Annotated in this window: 18 protein-coding genes; 10 read left to right on the top strand and 8 right to left on the bottom strand. The window is 74.4% G+C overall.

All coding sequences use genetic code 11. The features are described 5' to 3' along the window. Positions 1-27: 27 nt before the first annotated feature. Positions 28-1353: an MFS transporter gene (locus tag FHU37_RS06905; protein ID WP_179813322.1), complete on the bottom strand. Its 1326-nt coding sequence runs from the start codon at positions 1351-1353 to the stop codon at positions 28-30. A 200-nt stretch (positions 1354-1553) separates the two neighbouring features. On the opposite strand from FHU37_RS06905, the gene FHU37_RS06900 reads away from it, so the two are divergent. From FHU37_RS06900 to FHU37_RS06870, 7 genes are all read left to right on the top strand, one after another. Continuing rightward, on the top strand, positions 1554-2786 hold the full coding sequence (locus tag FHU37_RS06900; protein ID WP_179813321.1) for a GAF domain-containing protein: 1233 nt from the start codon (positions 1554-1556) through the stop codon (positions 2784-2786). Between the two features lie 130 nt (positions 2787-2916). Next, entirely contained in the window at positions 2917-4434 is a 1518-nt protein-coding gene (adh, locus tag FHU37_RS06895; RefSeq protein WP_179813320.1) for an aldehyde dehydrogenase, read from the top strand. Beyond that, a complete protein-coding gene (locus FHU37_RS06890; protein ID WP_179813319.1) occupies positions 4434-4838 on the top strand; it encodes a DUF779 domain-containing protein in 405 nt (134 codons plus the stop codon). The genes adh and FHU37_RS06890 overlap by 1 nt, the downstream gene beginning before the upstream one ends. A 254-nt stretch (positions 4839-5092) precedes the next feature. After that, the gene (locus FHU37_RS06885; protein WP_179813318.1) at positions 5093-7393 is read left to right on the top strand and encodes an FdhF/YdeP family oxidoreductase; all 2301 of its coding nucleotides are present in this window, start codon (positions 5093-5095) and stop codon (positions 7391-7393) included. Next, positions 7393-8319, top strand: a complete 927-nt coding sequence (gene fdhD, locus FHU37_RS06880) for a formate dehydrogenase accessory sulfurtransferase FdhD (RefSeq protein ID WP_179813317.1) — start codon at positions 7393-7395, stop codon at positions 8317-8319. The genes FHU37_RS06885 and fdhD overlap by 1 nt, the downstream gene beginning before the upstream one ends. A 136-nt stretch (positions 8320-8455) precedes the next feature. Further along, positions 8456-8968, top strand: coding sequence for a hypothetical protein (locus FHU37_RS06875; protein WP_179813316.1), 513 nt, complete (start codon positions 8456-8458; stop codon positions 8966-8968). 147 nt (positions 8969-9115) lie between these two features. Further along, entirely contained in the window at positions 9116-9520 is a 405-nt protein-coding gene (locus tag FHU37_RS06870; protein WP_179813315.1) for an ArsR/SmtB family transcription factor, read from the top strand. A 1132-nt stretch (positions 9521-10652) separates the two neighbouring features. Here FHU37_RS06870 and FHU37_RS06865 read toward each other — a convergent pair. Beyond that, positions 10653-11114, bottom strand: a complete 462-nt coding sequence (locus FHU37_RS06865) for a VOC family protein (protein WP_179813314.1) — start codon at positions 11112-11114, stop codon at positions 10653-10655. After that, positions 11111-11698 carry a DinB family protein gene (locus tag FHU37_RS06860; protein WP_179813313.1) on the bottom strand — a complete coding sequence of 196 codons (588 nt, stop codon included), beginning with the start codon at positions 11696-11698 and terminating at the stop codon, positions 11111-11113. The genes FHU37_RS06865 and FHU37_RS06860 overlap by 4 nt, the downstream gene beginning before the upstream one ends. Positions 11699-11760: 62 nt before the next feature. On the opposite strand from FHU37_RS06860, the gene FHU37_RS06855 reads away from it, so the two are divergent. After that, positions 11761-12759 carry a helix-turn-helix transcriptional regulator gene (locus tag FHU37_RS06855; protein WP_179813312.1) on the top strand — a complete coding sequence of 333 codons (999 nt, stop codon included), beginning with the start codon at positions 11761-11763 and terminating at the stop codon, positions 12757-12759. 203 nt (positions 12760-12962) lie between these two features. Next, entirely contained in the window at positions 12963-13820 is an 858-nt protein-coding gene (locus FHU37_RS06850) for an NADP-dependent oxidoreductase (RefSeq protein ID WP_312892470.1), read from the top strand. 37 nt (positions 13821-13857) lie between these two features. Here the strand turns inward: FHU37_RS06850 and FHU37_RS06845 are convergent, their stop codons facing one another. Continuing rightward, positions 13858-15942 carry a beta-galactosidase gene (locus FHU37_RS06845; protein WP_179813310.1) on the bottom strand — a complete coding sequence of 695 codons (2085 nt, stop codon included), beginning with the start codon at positions 15940-15942 and terminating at the stop codon, positions 13858-13860. Positions 15943-16102: 160 nt separating this feature from the next. Continuing rightward, positions 16103-16786 (bottom strand): membrane protein YczE, encoded by a 684-nt coding sequence (gene yczE, locus FHU37_RS06840; RefSeq protein WP_179813309.1) that lies wholly within the window; start codon positions 16784-16786, stop codon positions 16103-16105. A 99-nt stretch (positions 16787-16885) separates the two neighbouring features. Between yczE and yczR the strand changes: the two genes are divergently transcribed. Beyond that, a complete protein-coding gene (gene yczR, locus FHU37_RS06835) occupies positions 16886-18379 on the top strand; it encodes a MocR-like transcription factor YczR (protein ID WP_179813308.1) in 1494 nt (497 codons plus the stop codon). 109 nt (positions 18380-18488) lie between these two features. On the opposite strand, the gene FHU37_RS06830 is transcribed toward yczR, so the two are convergent. The 3 genes from FHU37_RS06830 to FHU37_RS06820 form a co-directional block, all read right to left on the bottom strand. After that, positions 18489-19427: a carbohydrate ABC transporter permease gene (locus FHU37_RS06830; protein WP_179813307.1), complete on the bottom strand. Its 939-nt coding sequence runs from the start codon at positions 19425-19427 to the stop codon at positions 18489-18491. Then, positions 19424-20485: an ABC transporter permease gene (locus FHU37_RS06825; protein WP_179813306.1), complete on the bottom strand. Its 1062-nt coding sequence runs from the start codon at positions 20483-20485 to the stop codon at positions 19424-19426. The genes FHU37_RS06830 and FHU37_RS06825 overlap by 4 nt, the downstream gene beginning before the upstream one ends. A gap of 128 nt (positions 20486-20613) precedes the next feature. Then, complete coding sequence (locus tag FHU37_RS06820; protein ID WP_179813305.1) at positions 20614-22302, bottom strand: extracellular solute-binding protein; 1689 nt, start codon at positions 22300-22302, stop codon at positions 20614-20616. Positions 22303-22346: the final 44 nt, after the last annotated feature.

Raw genomic sequence — 22346 nt, 5'->3', positions numbered from 1 at the left:
CGGCACGGCGCGCTCGCCGACCCCGCGTCAGCGCTCCCGCTCGCCCACCTGCTCGGCTTTCCCGCCCACCTGTTCGATCTCCCCGCCGACCGGCCCGCCCCCGGCACGGTGCCCATCGGGACCGTGCCCATCAGAGAACTGGCGCAGCCGGCGCACCTCGCCGGAGAGCAGCATCAGCCCGGTCGTCACGGCGATCACCACGGCCGCCCCGTACAGGGTGGGGCGCACGCCGACGGCGTGGGCGACCGGGCCCACCGCCACCTCCGCCACCGGGATGGCCACGTACGAACCGAGCGCGTCGTAGGAGTACACCCGGGCCAGCCGGTCGGCGGGGATGTGCTGCTGGAGCGAGACCGACCAGGCGACGCCGAACTGGGTGAGCGCCGCGCCGACGACGAAGCCGGCGGCCATCAGCACCGGTACCGAGTCGGTGGTGGCCAGGGCCAGCGGCAGCAGCAGCTCGGCGGCGACGCAGACGGTGCCGAGGAACAGCAGCCGGTCCACCCGCAGCCGCATGGCGAGCAGCGCGCCGGCGAGCATCCCGGCGCTCTGCGCGGCGAGCACCAGTCCCCAGCCGGCCCGGCCGAAGCTGTCGTCGGCCACCGCCGGGCCGAGCACCTGGATGGCTCCGGCGCTGACCGCGTTGAGCACCATGAAGCCCAGGACCACCACCCACACCCAGGTGCGGGAGACGAACTCCGTCCAGCCCTCGCGCAGGTCGCGCAGCAGGCCGGGGCGCGCGGCCTCCCCGTCGGCCCCGGCCTCCTTGGAGCGCGGCGGGGCGTCCACCCGGGTGCGGGCGAAGCAGACGGTGGCCACGCAGAAGGTCGCCGCGTCCACCATCAGCCCCCATCCCGGTCCGGTGGTGGCCACCAGCGCGCCGCCCACCGAGGCGCCCAGGATCATCGCGCTGTTGGTCCCCAGCCGCTGCACGGCGTTGGCGTGCCGCAGCAGGGTGGGTGGCACGGTCTGCGGGAGCAGGGCCGAGGACGCCGGCATGGCGATCGCGGCCAGGGCACCGTTGACCGCCGCCAGGCCGGCGAGCAGCGGCACCGTGGCGGTGCCGGTGAGCACGGTGACGGCGGCGGCGGCCTGGGTGAGCGCGGCGGCGGCGTTGGACCCGGTGAGCACCAGGCCGCGCGGGAGGCGGTCGGCGAGGACGCCGCCGACCAGCAGGAAGAGCACGTTGGCCAGGGAGCGGGCGCCGACCACGAGGCCGAGTCCGGTCAGCGAACCGGTGAGGTCGAGCACCGCGAAGGCCAGCGCCAGCGGGGCCACCGCGTCACCGAGCCGGTTGGCCATGGCGCCGGCCACCAGGGTGCGGAAGGAGCGGTGCCGCAGCAGCGTCCTCATCGGGTCCCTCTCCCTCCTCACCCCCGGGGGTACGAAGGGCCCGGGGCGGTGGACCCGGTGAGGCTACCGGTTCGGTGCCCTGGTCGGGGATCTGCCGGGGCGTCCGGCCGGCGAGGCTCTGTGGCCTGGATCACACGCGCGGTATCGTGTCCCGCGCCATCGACGGGTGCGCGTCGCGACGAAGAGGTCGGGAAGAGCCAATGTCCGAGCGTGGTGTACTGCGGAGGCGGAGGGACGCGCTGGAGCGGGAGTGGGCCCGCTGGGTGCCCCGGTCGGGAACGCTGGGCCGGTCGCCCGCCGGCACCGGGGTGCGCCCGGAGGTCGCCGAGTCCTGGGCGCGCTCCCTGGGGAGCGTGGATCCGGGCCGGGACAGCGCCCCGGTCTGCGACGGCGGCGAGGTGCGGCCCCGCTGGTCGGGCTCGCCGCTGCGCGGGCCGGTGACCGCGCTCGCGGACGAACTGCGGCGCATCGCCGACGACGCCGGCTACGTCGCCGCCGTCACCGACGAGTCCGGCACCATCCTGTGGACCTGCGGTGGCCGGGTCATGCGGCGGCGGGCGGAACGGGTCAACTTCGCGCCCGGCGGCCGGTGGGACGAGCACGCCATGGGCACCAACGCGCTGTCGCTGGCCCTGCGCACCGGCCGGCCCAGCACGGTGTTCTCCGCCGAGCACCTGGTGGCCGCGCTGCACGGCTGGGTCTGCTACTGCGCGCCCATCCACGCCCCGGGCGGCCGGGTCCTCGGCGTGCTGGACCTGTCCACCACCTGGGACCGCTCGCACCCGCTGGCCCCCGCCACCGTGCGCTCGCTGGCGGCGGCCGTCGAGGCCCAGCTGCGGGCCGGTCAGCGGCACCCCCCGGCCGCGCCGTCCGGGGTGCGGCTGACCTGCCTGGGCGGCGAGGAGGCCACGCTCGACGGCCGGCCGCTGCGGCTGCCACCGCGTCAGCTGGAGATCCTCACCCTGCTGGCGCTGCGGCCCGACGGTTACCCACCCGACCGGCTGCGCCTCGCGCTCTACGGCGACCGGCCGGTGGCGGCGTCCACCTTCAAGGCCGAGGTGTCCCATCTGCGCCGGGCGCTCGCCGGCCGGGTGGCCACCCGCCGGTACGCGCTGACCGAGCCGATCGCCTGCGACGCCGTCGACGTGTTGCGGGCGCTGGAGCGCGGGGACGTCGCGGCCGCCGTCGAGGGCTACCGCGGCCCGCTGCTGCCGCGCTCCGAGGCTCCGGGGGTGGCGGAGTGGCGGGCGCACCTGGAGGTGGCCGTGCGGGAAGCCGTGCTGGCCAGCGGCCGTCCGGAGCCCGCCCTGCGCTACGGGGAGCACGCCCCGTTCGACGCGGAGGTGCACGAACACGCCCTGCGGACGCTGCCGCCCGACGACGCGCGGCGGGGCGTCGCCGCGGGAAGGCTGAGCACGGCCCTACGCCCCTGAGGCCCCTGCCGAGCCGCCCCGAACCGGCGCCAACCTTTCGCCAACCCCGCCCGGCCACCGTGTCCTCGGCGCCGGCGGCCCGTGGCCGGCGGCGCCACCCCGTTACCTGGACGCCAGCGAGGAGCGAACAATGGTGTACGCGCAGCCGGGAACCGAGGGCAGCATCGTCAGCTTCGCCGCGCGGTACGACAACTTCATCGGCGGCGACTGGGTCGCCCCCGTGGAGGGCCGGTACTTCGACAACCCCTCACCGGTGACCGGGCGGACCTTCTGCCAGGTCGCCAGGTCCTCCGCCGCCGACGTCGAGCTGGCCCTGGACGCGGCCCACGCCGCGGCCGACGCCTGGGGCCGCACCTCGGCGACCGAACGGGCACGGATCCTGAACCGCGTCGCGGACCGTCTGGAGGAGCACCTGGAGCGCCTCGCCGTGGCGGAGACGTGGGAGAACGGCAAGCCGGTGCGTGAGACGCTGGCCGCCGACCTGCCGCTGGCGGTGGACCACTTCCGCTACTTCGCGGGGGCGATCCGCGCCCAGGAGGGCAGCGCGGCCGAGCTCGACGCCGACACGGTCGCCTACCACTTCCACGAGCCGCTCGGCGTGGTCGGCCAGATCATCCCGTGGAACTTCCCCATCCTGATGGCCGCGTGGAAGCTGGCGCCCGCGCTCGCGGCCGGCAACTGCGTGGTGATCAAGCCGGCGGAGCAGACCCCGGCGAGCCTGCTGCTGGTGATCGAGCTGATCGCGGACCTGCTCCCGCCCGGCGTGGTCAACGTCGTGAACGGCTTCGGCGTGGAGGCCGGCAAGCCACTGGCGTCCAGCCCGCGGGTGGCGAAGGTGGCCTTCACCGGAGAGACCACCACCGGCCGGCTGATCATGCAGTACGCCAGCGAGAACATCATCCCGGTCACCCTGGAGCTGGGCGGGAAGAGCCCCAACGTCTTCCTGCCCGACGTGCTGGCCGCCGACGACGACTTCCTGGACAAGGCCGTCGAGGGCTTCGTGCTGTTCGCCCTCAACCAGGGGGAGGTGTGCACCTGCCCCTCCCGGGCGCTGATCCACTCCTCGATCTACGACGAGTTCATCGCCCGCTGCGTCGAGCGCACCGAGGCCATCGTCGGAGGCGACCCGCTGGACCCGGCGACGATGATCGGCGCCCAGGCGAGCAACGACCAGTTCGAGAAGATCCTGTCCTACATCGACATCGGCCGCCAGGAGGGCGCCGAGCTGCTGACCGGGGGCGGTCCCCGCGCCGTCCCCGGCCTGGAGGGCGGCTACTACGTCGAGCCCACCATTTTCCGCGGCAGCAACGACATGCGGATCTTCCAGGAGGAGATCTTCGGCCCGGTTGTCTCCGTCACCACCTTCGACTCGGTCGACGAGGCGCTGAAGATCGCCAACGACACGCTGTACGGGCTCGGCGCCGGCGTGTGGACCCGGGACGGCAACACCGCGTACCGGCTCGGCCGCGGGATCAGGGCAGGCAGGGTGTGGACCAACTGCTACCACGCCTACCCCGCGCACGCCGCCTTCGGCGGCTACAAGAACTCCGGCATCGGCCGGGAGAACCACAAGATGATGCTGGAGCACTACCAGCAGACCAAGAACCTGCTGGTCAGCTACTCGCCGAAGAAGCTGGGACTGTTCTGATGGCCGCGCCCGGCACACGGGTGGAGCTCACCGCGGCGGCCGAGGAGCTGGTGGAGCGACTGCGCAGCCGCCACGGGCCGCTGATGTTCCACCAGTCGGGCGGCTGCTGCGACGGCAGCGCCCCGATGTGCTACCCGCGCGGCGAGTTCCGGGTCGGCGGCTCGGACGTGCTGCTGGGCCACGTCGCGGGCGACACGCCGTTCTGGATGAGCGCCGCGCAGTACCGGTACTGGCGGCACACCCACCTCACGGTCGACGTGGTCCCCGGACGGGGCAGCGGGTTCTCCCTGGAGGCCCCCGAGGGAGTGCGCTTCCTGCTGCGCTCCCGGCTGCTCACCGAGGAGGAGCTGGACCGCCTCGCCGCCGAACCGCCGCCGCCCACGGGTGCCGACGCGGCGGAGTAGCCGCGGCCGTCGCCGGCCCCGCGGGCCGGGCGCGCGGGTGTCGCGCGCCCGGCCCCGCCATCCGTCCACCACTCCGCCCGCGGTCGGCCCCGCGGCCCGGTTCGGTCCGCCGGGATCCGCCGCGCGATCGGCCGCACCGGCCGGGCAAAGGGCGGGCGCGCCAAGGCTTCCGGCCGGTAGGCTTGCTCGAACACAGGTGTCGTGGCCCGCACGGGCGGGGCCGCCGGCGCCGTGGCACGCGAGAGGACGGCACGATGGGCGGCGGGCAGGCGGAGGAGCCGGCGCGGACGGGCACGGCGGAGCAGCCGACCGTCACGCCACCCAAGACGCGCGCCGCCGGACTGCCGGGCGTGCGGGCCGCGATGCGGCACGCCCTGGGCGAGATGGGCCCCCGCCGCACCGCGCTGACCCTGCTCGCGGTCAACCAGAAGCGGGGCTTCGACTGCCCCGGCTGCGCCTGGCCCGAGGGGGACCACCGCCACCGCGCCGAGTTCTGCGAGAACGGCGCCAAGGCCGTCGCGGAGGAGGCCACCCGCCGGCGCGTCGGACGCGAGTTCTTCGCCGCCCACCCGGTGGCGGACCTGGCCGGGCGGGACGACCACTGGCTGGGGCAGCGCGGCCGGCTCACCGAGCCGATGGTGCTGCGCCCGGGCGCCACCCACTACGAGCCGATCTCCTGGGAGGACGCCTTCGGGCTGGTCGCCGACGAGCTGAACGCCCTGGACTCCCCCGACGAGGCCGTCTTCTACACCTCGGGGCGCACCAGCAACGAGGCCGCCTTCGTCTACCAGCTGTTCGTCCGGGCCTTCGGCACCAACAACCTGCCGGACTGCTCCAACATGTGCCACGAGTCCAGCGGCAGGGCGCTCGGCGAGACCATCGGCATCGGCAAGGGGTCGGTGACCCTGGAGGACCTGCACGCCGCCGACCTCATCCTGGTCGTCGGGCAGAACCCCGGCACCAACCACCCGCGGATGCTCTCCGCCCTGGAGCGGGCCAAGCGCGGCGGCGCCCGGATCGTGGCCGTCAACCCGCTGCCGGAGGCGGGGCTGCTGCGCTTCGACAACCCGCAGACGGCGCGGGGGCTGGTCGGCGGCGGCACCCCGCTGGCCGACCGCTTCCTGCAGATCCGGCTCGGCGGCGACCTCGCGCTCTTCCAGGCCTTCGGCCACGCCCTGCTGCGGGCCGAGGAGGAAGCCCCCGGCACGGTGCTGGACCGGGCCTTCGTCGAGGAGCACACCACGGGCTTCGCCGAGTACGCGGCCGCGCTGCGCGACCTGGACTGGGACGCGGTGGGCGAGGCGACCGGGCTGCCGCGGGAGGCGATCGAGGAGGTGGCCGGCTGGCTGGCCGCCTCCCGCCGCACCGTGGTGTGCTGGGCGATGGGCCTGACCCAGCACAAGCACTCGGTGCCGACGATCCGGGAGGTCGTCAACGTCCTGCTGCTGCGCGGCAACATCGGCCGGCGTGGTGCGGGGGTCTGCCCGGTGCGCGGCCACAGCAACGTGCAGGGCGACCGCACCATGGGGATCAACGAGCGGCCCCCGGCCGCCTTCCTGGACGCGCTGCGCGCGGAGTTCGGCTTCGAGCCGCCGCGCGCGCACGGCCTGGACGTGGTGGAGGCGCTGCGGGCGATGCGGGACGGCCGGGCGAAGGTGTTCTTCGCCATGGGCGGCAACTTCGCCGCCGCCACCCCGGACACCCGGGCCGCCCACGAGGCGCTGCGCCGGCTGCGGCTGAGCGTGCAGGTCTCCACCAAGCTCAACCGCTCGCACACCGTCACCGGCCGGACGGCGCTGATCCTGCCCACGCTCGGCCGCACCGAGCGGGACGTCCAGGCGTCGGGCGAGCAGTTCGTCACGGTGGAGGACTCCATGGGGGCCGTGCACGCCTCCCGTGGTTCGCTGCCGCCGGCCTCTCCGGACCTGCTCAGCGAGGTGGCGATCGTCTGCCGGCTGGCCCGGCGCACGCTCGGCCCCGGCGGCGCCGTGCCGTGGGAGGAGTTCGCCGGGGACTACGCGGCGGTGCGGGAGCGGATCGCCCGGGTGGTGCCGGGGTTCGAGCGGTTCGAGGAGCGGGTGCGGGAGCCGGGCGGCTTCCTGCTGCCGCACCCGCCGCGGGACTCGCGCACCTTCACCACGCCGTCGGGCCGCGCGGTGTTCAGCGTGAACCGCTTCGAGGCCCCGCGGGTGCCGCCGGGGCGCCTGCTGCTGCAGACGCTGCGCTCGCACGACCAGTACAACACCACGATCTACGGGCTGGACGACCGTTACCGCGGGATCCACCACGGGCGGCGGGTGGTCTTCGTGCACCCCGACGACCTGGCGGGGCTCGGCATCGCCGACGGCACGCTGGTCGACCTGGTCGGCGAGTGGCCCGGCCAGGAGGACCGGCGGGCGCCCGGCTTCCGCGTGGTGGGCTACCCGACGGCGCGCGGCTGCGCCGCGGCGTACTTCCCGGAGACCAACGTGCTGGTGCCGTTGGACAGCACGGCGGAGGGCAGCAACACGCCGACGTCGAAGTCGGTGGTCGTGCGGTTGGAGGTGACGACCTGATGGCCGGACGGGTGACGCGGCGCCAGCCCGTCGTGCGCCTGGCACCGGGGCGGCACGTCGGCAGCCGGGAGACCCTGGCGGTGGAGGAGCCGCTGGAGATCCGGGTCGGCGGGCGCCCGCTGACCACGACCATGCGCACCCCGGGCCACGACTTCGACCTGGTGGCCGGCTTCCTGGTCGCCGAGGGCGTGGTCGGCGGACCGGAGGACCTGCTGGCGCTGCGCTACTGCTCGGGGACCGACGAGGACGGCGCCAACACCTACAACGTGCTGGACGCCGCGCTGGCGCCCGGCCTGCCGCTGCCGGCCACCGCCAACCGCGCCATGCTGACCACCAGCGCCTGCGGGATCTGCGGCAAGGACAGCATCGAGGCGCTGCGCGTCCGCGCCCGCTGGTCGGTGCGGGAGGATCCGGTGCGGGTGGAGCCCGCCGTGCTGGCCGAGCTCCCGGACCGGCTGCGCCGGGAGCAGCGGGTGTTCGCCGCCACCGGCGGGGTGCACGCCGCCGGGCTGTTCACCGCGGAGGGCGAGCCGCTGTGCGTCCGGGAGGACGTGGGGCGGCACAACGCGGTGGACAAGGTGGTGGGGTGGGCGCTGCGCGCCGGCCTGCTGCCGCTGCGGGGGCACGTGCTGGTGGTGAGCGGTCGCGCGTCCTTCGAGCTGACGCAGAAGGCCTGGATGGCGGGGATTCCGGTGCTGGCGGCGGTCTCCGCGCCGTCCTCGCTGGCGGTGGACCTCGCCGAGGAGGCCGGGGTGACACTGGTGGGTTTCCTGCGCGGTGACACCGGCAACGTGTACACCCGGGCCGACCGGTGTGTGCCCACGCCACGGCCCACGCCTCGACCCGCGTCGCAGCCCGCGTCCCAGTCGGACGGAGCACGTGCCGCGGCGGCCGCCGCCACGCCGAACGGCGCCGGGCGGGGGTGAGGGATCGATGAGGTGGTCTGCTGTCCGGCTGCGGCGTACTGCCGCCGCACCGGTGAAGGAAAGGTTTCCGCTCGTGGTGGCGGTGACGGGGCAGGTGGCGCCTGCCCGGTTGGACACGTTGGAGAGGGAGGACGCCGTGCCAGACCCCGTCCCACAGCCGGCTGTCGCGCTCCCCGGGCGCGGCACGGCCCACCTGGCCCTGGTTCCCGATCCCGATCCGACGTCGCCGGCCGCGGCCGCCTCGGTCTCGGACACGGCGCTGCCGGTCCCGGGCGCGGCGCGTCCCGGTCCGCCCGAGGTGGCGCACCCGTCGCCGGGCGCCGACCGGGCCTGGCCGGCGCCGCGGCTGACGGCGGCGGAGCGCCGTGCCCTCCGGGTGATCGCGCAGCGGCGGGTGCGCTACCTCGGCGACCGCGCCGAGCCGGAGCGCCGCTGGTTCCACTACTGGCTGCCGGAGGGGACCGAGGGTCCGATGGGCAACCGGGACGCGGTGCTGCGCAACGCCACGGTGAAGGTGCTGCTGGACCTGGGCCTGGTGCGGCTCGGCGAGACCATCTACGACCCGGCGATGTGGAAGTGCCCGGTGACGGTGACTCCGCTGGGCCGGCAGGTGCTGGAGCAGCTCGGGCAGGACGCCGACGCCGGCTGACGGTGTCACACCCTGCGGACCGGGCGGGGCGGGACGGCCGTCCGGTCGAACCGCCCCGACATGAAGTACGGTGAGATACGCACATGGAGGGCGGGCGGCCGGGCCGATGGGACGGCCGGGCCGAAGCGACCAGTGAGGGGAGGCCGGATGCCGTCGACCGTGGATGCCGGGCCCGCCGCCCGGCGCTGGGCCGTCGTGGAACCGCCCGAGTCACTGCCCGATCCGTTGCCGGAGCCGGCGCGCGAGGAGCTGCGCCTGGAGGTGGTGATGGGCGCGCTGAGCGACCCGCTGCGGCTGGGCATCGTCCGCAAGCTGCTGCTGGAACGGGAGGAGTTCGACCACACCTGCGGCTGGTTCCGGCTGGACCGGCCGAAGTCCTCGCTCACCCACCACTTCCGGGCGCTGCGCGAGGCCGGTCTGATCCGGCAGCGGCAGTACGGGCTGGAGCGGCGCAGCCACGTCCGGACGGAGGACCTCCAGGCGCGATTCCCCGGCCTGCTCGACCTGATCGCCGACTGGACCCCGGCGACGCCCGCCCCGTCGCCCGCTTGACGGGGCGCCAGGTCGCCTGAGCCGACGTCAGGGCGTGCCATTTTTGTCGGGGTTGTCTCCATGGGCGTTTTCCGTCGGGAGCCTGCCCATTCATCAGGAGCCTGCCCAATTCATCAGGGGCATGCCACTTGGTCAGGGGCATGCCATTTCGCTCGTCTGCGCGTCCGCGTGTTCTGGGGGGACCCCCTGTTTCAGGATCCCATGCGGTGATGACGGACCGCATCCCCCCAATTCCCGCCTGTGGATAACTCCGGCCTTCCGGGGGCGTTGGCCGGCACAGGCTCCAGCCCCAGCCACCAAGGGGTTCCCGTTTCAGGCCACTTGGCCACGCAGCGCTGGCCCCAGACCTGGCCCCTAGCCCAGGCCCCCAGCCCTCGCCACCCAGCCCGGGCCACCCAGCCCAGGCCGCAGGTCCAGACCAGAGCTCGAGACTCAGGCACTCCCCCGACTCAGCCCGCCGCGCTGCCAGGTCCCCAACCCCCCGTAGGGGGGATCGCGGACCCCCTTCTTCAGGATCCCATGCGACGATCAACCGGCGCAGCCCCCGTCGCGCAGCCTGTGGATAACTCGGAACGCGCACATGACAGGACGCACGCTCGGCAGCACACCCTCGGCAGCCCGCACAGTCCTCCACGGCCAGTGCGTCATCGCCGAAAGGCCAGGCACCCGCCACCGCGGCCGTCGGGACAGGCCGGAACCGGGCCCAGCCGCGCTGGGCCGGGCTGGGCTGAGCCGCGCCGAGCCGCGCTGGGCCGAGCCGCGCCGAGCCGCGCTGGGCCGGGCCGGGCTGGGCCGGGCGCTGGGCCGGGCGCTGGGCTGGGCACGGCTTACCCACTCATGGGACCCAGGGGGCGGGGCCGGGCCATCCCAGACCGGTCGCCCCAGGCCGAGCCACGTCGGACCGAGGCAGACCAGGCCGCGCATGCCAGGCCGGGCCAGTCCAAGCCACGGCAAGCCGGGCAGGTCCTCCAGGCAGACCAGACCGCGCCACATCAGTCCAGGAGACCAGGCCGTGCCACATCGCGTCCAGGAGAGCAGGCCGGGGCACGCCAGGCCGGGTCAGTCCAGGCCAGGGACGCCGGATCACGGTGGATCCAGGCAGGCCCGGGCGGGGCAGTCCCAGCCGGCCGGCTCAGTCCAGGCAGAACTCATTGCCCTCGGGGTCGGCCATCACGATGAAGCCGGCGCTCAGCGGCGGAGCCGGCTCGTGGCGGCGCAGCCGCGTCGCCCCCAGCGCCACCAGCCGGTCGCACTCGGCCTCCAGCGCCGCCATCCGCTCCTCGCCCTGCAGCCCGGGAGCCGCTCGCACGTCGAGGTGGACGCGGTTCTTGGCCACCTTGTCCTCCGGCACCCGCTGGAAGAACAGGCGCGGGCCGTGCCCGTCCGGGTCCTCGATGGCCGACCTCGTGTTGCGCTGGTCCTCCGGCACGCCGATCCCCGCCAGGAAGTCGTCCCACGCGGCCAGCGGGTCGGCGCCCTCCGGCAGGTCGACTCCGGGCGGGCCCGGGTGGACGTAGCCGAGGACGTCGCGCCAGAAGGACGACAGCGCCCGCGGGTCGTGGGCGTCGAAGGTGATCTGGACGTGCCGGCTCATCGGGTTGCTCCGTTCGTGGCGTGGTTCGTGTGCAGGTAGAGGTCGCGCAGCAGGCAGACCTCGGACAGGTGGTGGATCAGCTCGCGGTGGATGTGCAGCACCAGATCGGCCATGGTCAGCTCGGGGAAGGGCTCCTTCGGGCCGAGCCGGGTCCGGAGCCCGGCGTCGCCGAGGCCGCGCACGCCGGCCAGCCAGAGGTCGAGCTGGGCCTGGAGCTGGTCCAGCGCGGTGGCCGCGTCGCCGGCGTACTCCCAGGTTTCGTACGAGGCCGCCGGCGCGCCGAAGTGTGCCGCGTTGCGCGCGGCGAGCACACCGACGATCACGTGGCCGAGCCGCCAGGCGATCGTGGTGAAGGGCGGGGGCACCGGCTCGGGGAAGGCGTAGTCGATCGTGAAGTCCCCGGCGCCGGCCTGCACGGGCGCCGTCGAGGTGCCGCGCGGCCGCACGCTCCAGGCGTCCGGCATCGGCGACCAGAAGTACTCGTCGTCGGTGAGGCCCTCGAGGCGGGCCCGGAGCTGGTGGTTCCAGTGGACCTCCCACTGCTCGCGCAGCATCTGGTTCCAGTCGCGTTCGTCTGCGTCCATGGAGCCACTGTGGCACCGGGGGCGGACAGGATCGGTCCGCTATCTCTGGCAGGCTGGGCCACATGGACGCGGCGAACAACGACGAACGGGGGACGACCGAGCGGGTGCTCACCCTGCTCGGGCTGTTGCAGCAGCGCCAGGTCTGGACCGGTCCGGAGCTCGCCGAGCGGCTCGGGGTCACGCCACGCACGGTGCGGCGCGATGTCGGGCGGCTGCGCGCGCTCGGGTACCCGGTGCACGCCAGCCAGGGCGTCGGCGGCGGCTACCAGCTCGGCCCGGGGAAGGCCCTGCCGCCGCTGCTCCTCGACGACGAGGAGGCGATCGCCACCGCGGTCTCGCTGCTCGCCGGCGCGGGTGGCGCGGTCGCCGGCGCCGGGGACGCCGCGCTGCGGGCGCTGACCAAGCTCGACCGGGTGCTGCCCACCCGGCTGCGGCACGAGGTGCGCGCGCTGTCCGGCTCGGTGGAGTTCTTCGGCGGGGGCGGGCGCGCCCCGGTCGACCCCGAGGTGCTGATGACGCTGGCCAGAGCATGCCGCGACGAGGTCGAGGCCGCCTTCGACTACCCGTCCGGGGGCGAGGTGCGACGGCGGCGGGTGGAGCCCTACCGCCTGGTCGCCTCCGACCGGCGCTGGTACCTCCTGGCCTACGACCTCGATCGCGACGACTGGCGCAGCTTCCGTGTCGACCGGATGACCGAGGTGTCCGCACGGACCTGGCGCTTCCGCCCGCGCCCGGCACCGGACGCGGCGACGTACGTGCAGGAGGGCGTGGCGAGCCGGGTCTACCCGCATCGGGCGCGTTTCCTCGTGCACGCGCCGGCCGACACGGTGCGCGCGCAGATCCCGGCGTCGGCGGCCGTCGTGCGGCGGCGCGGGAGCGGGCGGTGCGAGGTCCTCAGCGGTGCCGAGAGCCTGGACTTCGTGCTGATGCACGTGCTCCTGCTGGGGCACGACTTCGAGGTGCTCGACCCTCCGGAGCTGGCGAGGCGCTGTCACGTGCTGGCGGGCAGACTGCGGTCGGCCGGTGCGGGAGCCTCACCGCCGCCGGACGCGCAGGGGTGACGGGCCGCGGGAGTGATGGGCCGGAGTGACCGGCCGACGGACGCGGGGCAGTGACGGGCCGCCGGACGCGGTGGCGGCGCGCCGCGCCGGGAATGAGCGGGCCGCCGGGGCGGTTCGTGCTGGGCAGTGATCAACCGGAGAGGGAGGGGCCGTCCGTGCGTGCCGTCCGCATCGATGGATTCGGTGGAGCCGAGGTGCTTCGGGTGGAGGAGGTTCCCGAGGTCGAGCCGCGGGCCGGCGAGGTGGTGGTGCGTTCCGTCGCGACCAGCGTCAACCCGGTCGACGACAAGACGCGGGAGGGCGCCATCGGCGAGGGGACGCCGCCGCTGCCGATGACGCTCGGCTGGGATCTGGCCGGCGTGGTGATCGACGGCGGCTCCAGTGGGCTGCGTGCCGGGGAGCGCGTGGTCGCGATGTCCCACCAGCTGGGCACCGGGCGGGGGACCTGGGCCGACGTGGTCGCGCTGCCCGCCGACGCGGTGGCGCCCGCGCCGACGGCGGTCAGTCTCATCGAGGCGGCCACCCTGCCGCTGCCCGGGCTCACCGCGCTGCAGACCCTGGACTGGCTGGCGGTGGCGGCCGGTGACCGGCTGCTCGTCACGGGCGCCGCCGGCGCGGTGGGCGGCCTGGCCGTCCAGCTCGCCAGGGCCCGCGGCGCACGGGTGGACGCCCTGGTCTCCCGGGAGGCCCAACTGGACTTCGTCCGGGCCCACGGCGCGGAGTGGGCGACCACCGACCCGGCCGACCTCCAGCCCCGGGGCTACGACGCCGTCTTCGACACCTTCGGGGCCTTCGTCACCGACGCCGTGGCCGACGGCGGCCGGTACGCCTCGATCGCCACCCAGGCCGGTCCGGTTCCCGACCTGTCCGCGCGGAGGGTGCGGACCACGGTGAACCAGGTGCGTGAGGACGGGGCGGGCCTGCGCGAACTCGCCCGGCTCGTCGACGACGGCGCCGTGCGGCCGCGCGTGGACTCCACGTTCGCGCTCCGGGACATCCGGGCCGCGCACCGGCGTTTCGGACGGGGCGGCCTGGACGGCAAGGTCGCGGTGGTCTTCTAGAGGGGCGCGCCCCGGTGACCGGGGCGCGCCCGGGGCGTCACCCCTGGCGGGCGTCTGCGGCCGACCCCCGCCCCGGCAGGCGGTCACCGGGGAGGAGGGCGAGGGCGTCCTCGGCGGGCAGTTCGACGGCCTGCCGGTGGGGGGTGCCGGTGAGCAGGTCGACGCTGCCGGCGGCGTAGCCCTCGGGCAGCGGCACGGTCACCGGCTGCCCGCCGTGGTTCAGCAGGAAGAGCACCTCTCCTCTGCGCACGGCCTCGACCCCGGCGACGGGTGCGGCCAGCGGGGCGGGCCGCAGGCCGGCGTCGTCGGCCACCCGGGTCAGCAGCCGCGCGCGGGTGGGGTCGTCGAGGCGGGTGGCGACGTACCAGGCGGTGCCGGCGCCGTGGGAGTGGCGGGTGATCACCGGCATGCCGGCGTCCTCCGGGTCCACGCCGGGGCCGGGTGGGAGGGTCGGCTCCACGGTGGCGACGGCCTCGGCGCCGGTGGTGCGCAGCGTCTCCATCCAGTAGGCGGCCCGGAAGTCGCCGAGGAGCGCGGAGGAGACGCGCGGCCCGGCGTCGGGGGCGAGTGGGCGGAACTCCTCGCCGGTGACGCCGAGCAGGTCGCGGAAGGGCGCGGGGTGGCCGCCGAGCCGGATGTGGTCGTGTTCGTCGACGACGCCGGAGAAGAAGCCCATGAGCAGGGTGCCGCCCTCGGCCACGTAGCGCACCAGTCGTTCGGCGTCGGCGTCGGTGACCAGGTAGAGGTTGGGGACGACCAGCAGCCGGTAGCGGTCGAGCCGGTCGGAGCCGGGTGGGAGGAGATCGGCGGTGTGGCCGGCCTGCCAGAGCGTGCGGTGGTACTCGCGCAGCAGTTCGGCGGGGTCGAGGTCCTGGCGGGGGTGGGCCTTCTGGCGCAGTGCCCAGACGTTGTGCCAGTCCCAGAGCAGGCCGATCTCGGCGGGGACGCGGCTGCCGGCCACCGCCGGGCCGAGGCGGCCGAGTTCGTCGCCGAGGCGGCAGACCTGGCGGAAGGCGCGGGTGTCCGGTCCGGCGTGCGGCAGCATGCCGGAGTGGAACTTCTCCGCGCCGGCGCGGGAGGCGCGCCACTGGAAGAAGGCGACGGTGTCCGCGCCGCGGGCGACGGCCTGGAGGCTGTCCAGGCGCATCCGGGCGGGGGTCTTGACGGTGTTGCGTTCCCGCCAGTTGACGCCGCCGACGGCCTGTTCCATCAGGATCCAGGGGGCGCCGTCGCGCAGGGAGCGGGCGAGGTCGTAGGCGAGGGCGGACTCGACGTGGCGTGCCGGGTCCTCGGGGTCGGTGTAGACGTCGATGGCGGCGGCGTCCTCCTCGGCCGCCCAGGCCCACTGGTCGACCTGGTCCCACAGGTGGATGAAGTTGGTGGTGACGGGGACGTGCGGGGTGGCCTGGCGGAGCAGGTCGCGCTCGGCCCGGAACTGGTCGAGCAGGACGTCGGAGGTGAACCGCCGGAAGTCCAGGAGCTGGGTGGGGTTGTGCAGGTAGGGCGCCCGGCGGGGGGTGGTGATCTCCTCCCAGCTGTCGTAGCGCTGGCTCCAGAAGGCGGTGGCCCAGGATTCGTTGAGGCGTTCCAGGGTGCCGTGGCGGGCGCGCAGCCAGTGGCGGAAGGCGGTGGCGGTGTGCTCGCAGTGGCAGGTGGGGCCGGTCTCGTTGCCGACGTGCCACAGCCGGAGCGCCGGGTGGCCGGCGTAGCGTTCGGCGAGGTCGGCGACGAGGGCCAGGGAGTGCCGCCGGTACTCGGGGGCGGAGGGGCACCACTGGTTGCGGGAGCCGTAGGTGAGGGGGGTGCCGGCGTCGTCGACGGGGAGGGTGTCGGGGTGGCGGTGGCCGAGCCACGGCGGGGGCGAGGCGGTGGGGGTGGCGAGGCAGACGCCGACGCCGGCGTCGTGCAGGAGGTCGAGGACGCGGTCGAGCCAGTCGAAGTCCCGGGCGCCGGGGCGGGGTTCGATGCGTGCCCAGGAGAACACGCCCACGGTGGCGAGGGTGACACCGGCGCGGCGCATCAGGGCGGCGTCCTCGGCCCAGACCTCCTCGGGCCACTGCTCGGGGTTGTAGTCGCCGCCGTAGAGGACGCGTCCCCGGGTGGCGTCGGACAGGTCGGGCATCTGCGCGCTCCTTTTGTTGGGGCTCGCGAGGAAGTTAGACAGTCCTGGAGGGGCTGTCAATCGCGGAGGGTGTCCGCTGCCCGCCATCCGGCCGCGTTTGCGGCTGTGGATGGCCTGTCCGACGAGGAGATACCCGCCTTGGTTCGGCTGGATCTGCGAACTAATTCTCCGTGGTGCCGCCCACGGACGGGAGCCGGTCGCGCGCCTCGGGCCCGGCCTTCTCGCGCGCCGCCTGCTCCGCCGCCGCCTGCTCGGCCGCCGCCGGCTCCGGCGCGGGCACCGCGAAGACCGGCAGGAACAGCTGGGCCAGCGGGCCGATGGCCAGCGCGTAGACCACGGTGGCGACGCCGACCGAGCCGCCCAGCAGGAAGCCGACCACCAGCACGCCGCACTCGATGACGGTGCGGACCAGCCGGATCGACCGCCCGGAGCGGGCCGCCCAGCCGGTCATCAGCCCGTCCCGCGGGCCGGGCCCGAACCGCGCGCCGATGTAGCAGGCGGTGGCCACGCCGTTGAGCAGCACGCCGGCCACCAGCAGACCGACGCGCACCGCGAGCACCCGCTGCTCGGGCAGCACCAGCAGCGTGGCGTCGGCGGCCACCCCGAGCACCAGGATGTTGCTGATCGTGCCGAGTCCGGGGCGCTGGCGCAGCGGCAGCCACAGCAGCAGCACCAGCGCGCCCACGAGGGTGACGACGGTTCCGAAGCTCAGCCCGGTCCGGTCGGCGACCCCCTGGTGGAAGACGTCCCACGGATCCAGGCCGAGGTCCGCGCGGACCATCAGGGCCAGGCTCGCCCCGTAGAGGGCGAGGCCGGCGTAGAGCTGGACGAGGCGGCGGACCATGGTTCTCCCCGATTGGACTGGTGTTGGCCGGTGAGCTCTGCCAATCTGGCCCGAAACCGTCCCGCGATTCCATAGCCAATCCGGAAGGAGTGGCCTGCCATGTCCTCTCCCCCATCCGTCCTGGGGACGCCGCGGACGTCCGTGGGCACCGCGCAGCTGGTGCGCCTGCTGGCGTCCCGGCCGAACGGCCGGCCCGCGTACCGCTCGCTCGCCGACGCGCTGCGCACCCTGGTGCTGGACGGCCGGGTGCCGCTGGCGGCCCGGCTGCCCGCGGAGCGGGAGCTGGCCGCCGCGCTGTCGCTGAGCCGCACCACGGTCACCGCCGCCTACGAGGCGCTGCGCGCCGAGGGCTTCCTGGCCAGCCGGCGCGGGTCCGGCAGCTGGACCACGCTGCCGGCGGGGCGGGAGGTGCCCTCCGCCGGGATCTCGCCGGTGGACTCCTGCCACGGCGTCCCGGGCGGGCCGGACGGCGCGCCGCGGGTCATCGACCTGGGCATCGCCAGCCTGCCGGCGCCCGAGCCGTGGCTGTCCGCCGCCGTCGCCGCGGCCGCCGACGAGCTGGGCGGCTACCTGGGCAGCCACGGGTACTTCCCGATGGGCCTGCCGGTGCTGCGGGAGGCCGTCGCCCGGCGGTACACCGAGCGCGGGGTGCCCACCACCCCGGACCAGATCCTGGTCAGCAACGGGGCGGCGGCCGGGCTGTCGCTGGTGCTGGGCCAGTTGCTGGGCCCGGCCGACCGGGTGGCGGTGGACTCGCCCGGCTACGCCAACGCGCTGCAGGCCGTGCAGCGGGTGGCCCGGCCGGTGCCGGTGGCGCTGGCCGAGGAGGGCTGGGACCTGGCGGCCTGGGCCCGGGTGCTGCGGGAGGCCGCGCCGCGCCTGGCCTACCTGATCGCCGACTTCCACAACCCCACCGGCCGGCTGATGCCCGAGGAGCAGCGGGAGCGGCTGGTCTCGCTCGCCCGGGCCGCCGGCACGGTCCTGGTGGTGGACGAGACCATGGCGGAGACGGCGCTGCACGACGGGCCGCTGCCGCGGCCGGTGGCGGCGTACGACCGGGCCGGCGGGACGGTGGTGGCGGTGGGCTCGGCCGGCAAGACGTTCTGGGGCGGGCTGCGGATCGGCTGGGTGCGGGCCGCCCCCGAGCTGGTGCGGGCGATCGCGGCGCAGCGCTCCAGCACGGACGTCGCCTCTCCGGTGCTGGAGCAGTTGGTGGTGCGCCGGCTGCTGGTGGACCACCTGCCACAGCTGCTGGCCGCGCGGCGGCCCCGGGTGCGGGCCCAGCGTGACGCGCTGGTGGCGGCGGTGCGCGAGCACCTGCCGGGCTGGACGTTCACCGTGCCCGACGGCGGGCTGTCGCTGTGGGCGCGCACCGACGGCGTGTCGGGGAGCGGGCTGGCCGGGGCGGCGGACCGCTGGGGGGTGCGGGTGGCGGCCGGGCCCCGGTTCGGGGTGGACGGCACGCTGGAGCGGTTCGTGCGGCTGCCGTTCACCCTGCCGGCGGCGGTGCTGCGGGAGGCGGTGGTGCGGCTGGCCGGCGCCGGCGGTTCGGTGGTCTCCGGGGTGGACGGGGAGGACGTCCGGGTGGCGTGAGAAGCCGATGGGGCGGTGCGTGGCGCCCGCACGCCACGCACCGCCCCGCACCCCTCCCCAGGGGTGGTCCGTGCGGCGGTCCCGCCGGTTCCTCCGGCGAAGCAGTCGGTCAGCCCTTGACCGCCCCGATGATGACGCCCTTGGTGAAGTGCCGCTGGACGAAGGGGTAGACCAGCAGGATCGGGATCACCGCGATCATCACCACGGCCATCCGCAGGGCGAGGCTGGGCGCGGAGTCCACGGCCTGCTGGATGCCGCCGGCGCCGGCCGGCAGGTCGCGGGCGTCCAGCACGAAGGTGCGCAGCACCAGCTGGAGCGGCCACATCCGGGTGTCGTCGATGTACAGCAGCGCGTTGAAGAACGCGTTCCAGTAGCCCACGCCGTAGAAGAGGGCGACGACCGCGGTGACCGCCCGGGACAGCGGCAGCACGATGGAGGCGAGGATGCGGAACTCGCCGGCGCCGTCGATGCGGGCGGAGTCGATGAGCTCCTGGGGGATGGACATGAAGAAGGAGCGCAGCACCACGACGTTGAAGGCGGCGATGGCCGAGGGGAGGATCAGCGCCCAGTAGCTGTCCACCAGTCCGAGGCCGCTGACCACCAGGTAGGTGGGGATCATGCCGGGGCCGAACAGGAAGGTGAGCAGCACGGTGAACAGCAGCGGCCGGTGCATGAAGGAGCCGGGGCGGGACAGGCCGTAGGCGCACAGGATGGACAGTCCGACGCTGATGACGGTGCCGACGACGGTGACGCCGGTGCTGACCAGGACGGAGCGGGTGATCACGCCGCCGCCGAGGACGGCCCGGTAGGCGTCCAGGGTCAGGCCGTCGGGCACCATCACCAGGCCGCCGGCCTCGGTGATGGTCTCCTGTGAGGACAGGCTGGTGAGCAGGACCACGTAGAGCGGGCCGAGGATCACCAGCACGATGGCGGTGAGGGCGAGGCCCTTGCCGATGCGCGCGAGTGGGCCCTCCGGCTCCTCCCACGGGGCCCGCTCGGGACGGGAGGACCTCAGCCGCCGCCGGGCGGTTTCCGATACGAGTGTCATGACCTGCTGTACACCCCCTGCTCTCCGAACACGTGCGCGATCCTGTTGGCGGCGAGGATCAGGGCGAGGCCGAACAGGCCCTTGAACAGGCCGACGGCCGCCGCGTAGGAGTAGTCGCCGTTGACGATGCCGGTGTAGTAGACGTAGGTGTCCAGCACTTCGGCGGCCCGGCTGCCGACGGCGTTGCGCTGGAGGATGAACTGCTCGAAGCCGACGGTGAGCGCGTCGCCGAGGCGGAGGATGAGCAGCAGCACGATGACCGGGCGCAGCGCCGGCAGGGTGATGTGCCAGGTCCGGCGCCAGCGGCCGGCGCCGTCGGCGGCGGCGGCCTCGTAGAGGCTCTGGTTCACGGTGCTGAGGGCGGCCAGGAAGATGATGGTGCCCCAGCCGGCGTCCTTCCAGACCATCTCGGAGGTCACCAGCAGGATGAAGGTGTCCGGGTCGGTCATGATGCCCAGCGGGCTGTTGCCGCTCTCCCGCAGGATCTGCGAGACCAGGCCGGCGCCGCCGAGGATCTGCTGGAAGAGGGTGATGACCAGCACCCAGGAGAAGAAGTGCGGCAGGTAGACCACGGACTGCACGAACACCCGGACGCGGCTGTTCAGGATGCTGTTGAGCAGCAGGGCCAGGGCGATCGGGACGGGGAAGAAGAACACCAGCTGGAAGGCGGTGATCAGCAGGGTGTTGCCGGTGGCCCGCCAGAACAGCGGGTCGGTGAAGAACCTGCTGAAGTGCCAGAAGCCGACGAACTGGCTGTCCCGGATGCCCACGAAGGGCGAGTAGTCCTGGAAGGCGATGACGTTGCCGAGCAGCGGCGCGTAGTGGAAGACCAGCAGCAGGCCGATGGCGGGTAGCGTCATGGCGACCAGTGGCCAGTCGGCGCGCAGCCGTTGGCGCCAGGTCTTGGTGATGGTGGCGGCCGGCTTGGTCGGGGCGCCGCCGGCCGGTGGTGCGGTTGGTGGGTCGCCGGCGGTGCGCGTGGCCGGTGGCCCACCGGCGAGGGCGGGTCCGGCGCCACCGCGCGGGGCGGTGCCGCGGACCGTGGTCTGGTCCTCCATGGGTGCGCTCTCCTCGTGCCGCTGTCACGGGCGTCCGGTGCCCGGGGACGCCCCGGCGGGGGGTGGGTGCGGACGAAAGTGGGGGGGTGGGCGGCCGCCCGGCGCCCGGGGGCGGGGGCGGCCGGCGGTCACATGCGGCCGGCCTCCTGGAAGACGCCGGCGTAGAACTCGCGGAGCCGGTCGCCGCCGTCGCGGCGCCAGCTGGCGACGATGCTGTCCCACTCGCTGATGTCGACCCGGCCGCGGTAGACGTCCTTGACCCGCTCCTCGTACTCGGTGGCGAGTCCGACCAGGTCGGCCGGCTCCTCCACGTGCAGGCCGCGCTTGGGGTCGTCGTCGATGTACTGGGCGGCCTCGCTCTGCCAGGCGTGCAGCGCCTCTACGTACCCGGGGTACTGGACGTGGGCGATGACGGAGGGGCTGCCGACCAGGAAGCCGTAGGTGAGGGTGACCTCGGAGCGGCCGAGGTCGGTGACCTGGGGGGCGTTCTTCTCGCCGCGGGTCCAGTGGGTGCCCTCGGCGCCGTAGAGGGCCAGGTCGTACTCCTGGGTGCCGAGCGGGGCGGCCAGCAGGTTGAGGCAGCGCAGGATCTCCTGGACCTTCTCCGGCGGGGTGCCCTTCTTGATGAAGGTCAGGAAGGCCGCCGGCAGGGTGGGGCCGTAGACGATCGGGGTGCCGCCGTCGTGGGCGAACGGCTTGAACGGCTGCATCTGGAAGTCGGGGTTGTTGGCCAGCTGCCGGCCGAGGGCCTCGTGCCAGGCACCGATGCTGTCGGCGTACATCAGCATCCGGCCGCTCTCGAAGAGGTCCTTGCCGTTGCTCTGGCCGCCGGCGATGTCCGGGTGGACCAGGCCCTCGCTGTAGAGGATGCGCAGCCACTCGATGGCGGCGCGGTACTCCTCGGTCTCGATCTGGTTGGTGAGGGTGCCGTCGGAGTTGATCCGCCAGTTCTGCGGGGCGCCGAACATCCGCTGGGCGTCCCACAGCAGGTCGCCGAAGGCCCAGCGGTTGTTGTCCGGGTCGTTGACCTCGCGGCCGAGGGCCAGCAGTTCGTCGGCGTTGGTCGGCTCCGCGAGGCCCATCTGGTCGAAGATGTCCTTGCGGTAGTAGGTGACGTTGCCGAACATCGAGAACTGCGAGGGGATGCCGTACAGCTCGTTGCCGTAGACGCCGAAGGCCCAGGCCGTGGTGGGGAAGCCGGCCAGCAGCGGGTAGTCCTGGGCGCCCTTGTCGCCGCGCAGGTACTCGGTGATGGGCTCGAAGAGGGTGGGCACGGCCTCGGTGAAGCGGGCGGGGAAGTCCCAGTTGGGGATGCAGGTGAGGTCCGGGTGCTCGGAGGCGGCCAGCGTCGCGCTGAGCTTGGGGCCGTAGTCCTCGCCGGGGACGGGGTTGAACTGGAAGGTGGCGCCGAGGCGTTCGTTGACCGCGTCGTAGTAGGAGTTGGAGCCCAGGCCCGGCGGGATGGGCCACCACGCCGGGGTCATGGCGGTGAAGGTGGAGCCGGCGCCGGGGGTGCCCTCGACCGCGCGGACCGGGTCGGCGGGGTAGGTGAGGAAGCCGGGCGGGGTGGGGCCGGCCGGGCCGTCGACGCCGGGCAGGTCGGGCGTGACGATGTTGGTGGGTGTGTAGGTGGGCAGCAGGTCGTTCAGTGTGCTGGCGTCGGCTCCCGCTCCGCCGCCGCTGCCCCCGGCGGAGCCGCTGTCCGGTGCTGAGCAGGCGGTCAGGACGGGCCCGGCCGCGGCCATCGCCGTTCCCGCGGCGAGGACGCTGAGGAATCTGCGGCGGTTGGGCCCGCCGGCGGGCAGGGAGGGGGTCATGGATGGCTCCTACCGATCGTTGAGTACCGAGACGGTCGCGTCCC

This window comes from Allostreptomyces psammosilenae (assembly GCF_013407765.1).
GTDB classification, from domain to species: Bacteria; Actinomycetota; Actinomycetes; order Streptomycetales; family Streptomycetaceae; genus Allostreptomyces; species Allostreptomyces psammosilenae.
The sequence above is the reverse complement of the archived record's forward strand: the minus strand, read 5'-3'. Positions and strand labels throughout refer to the sequence as shown.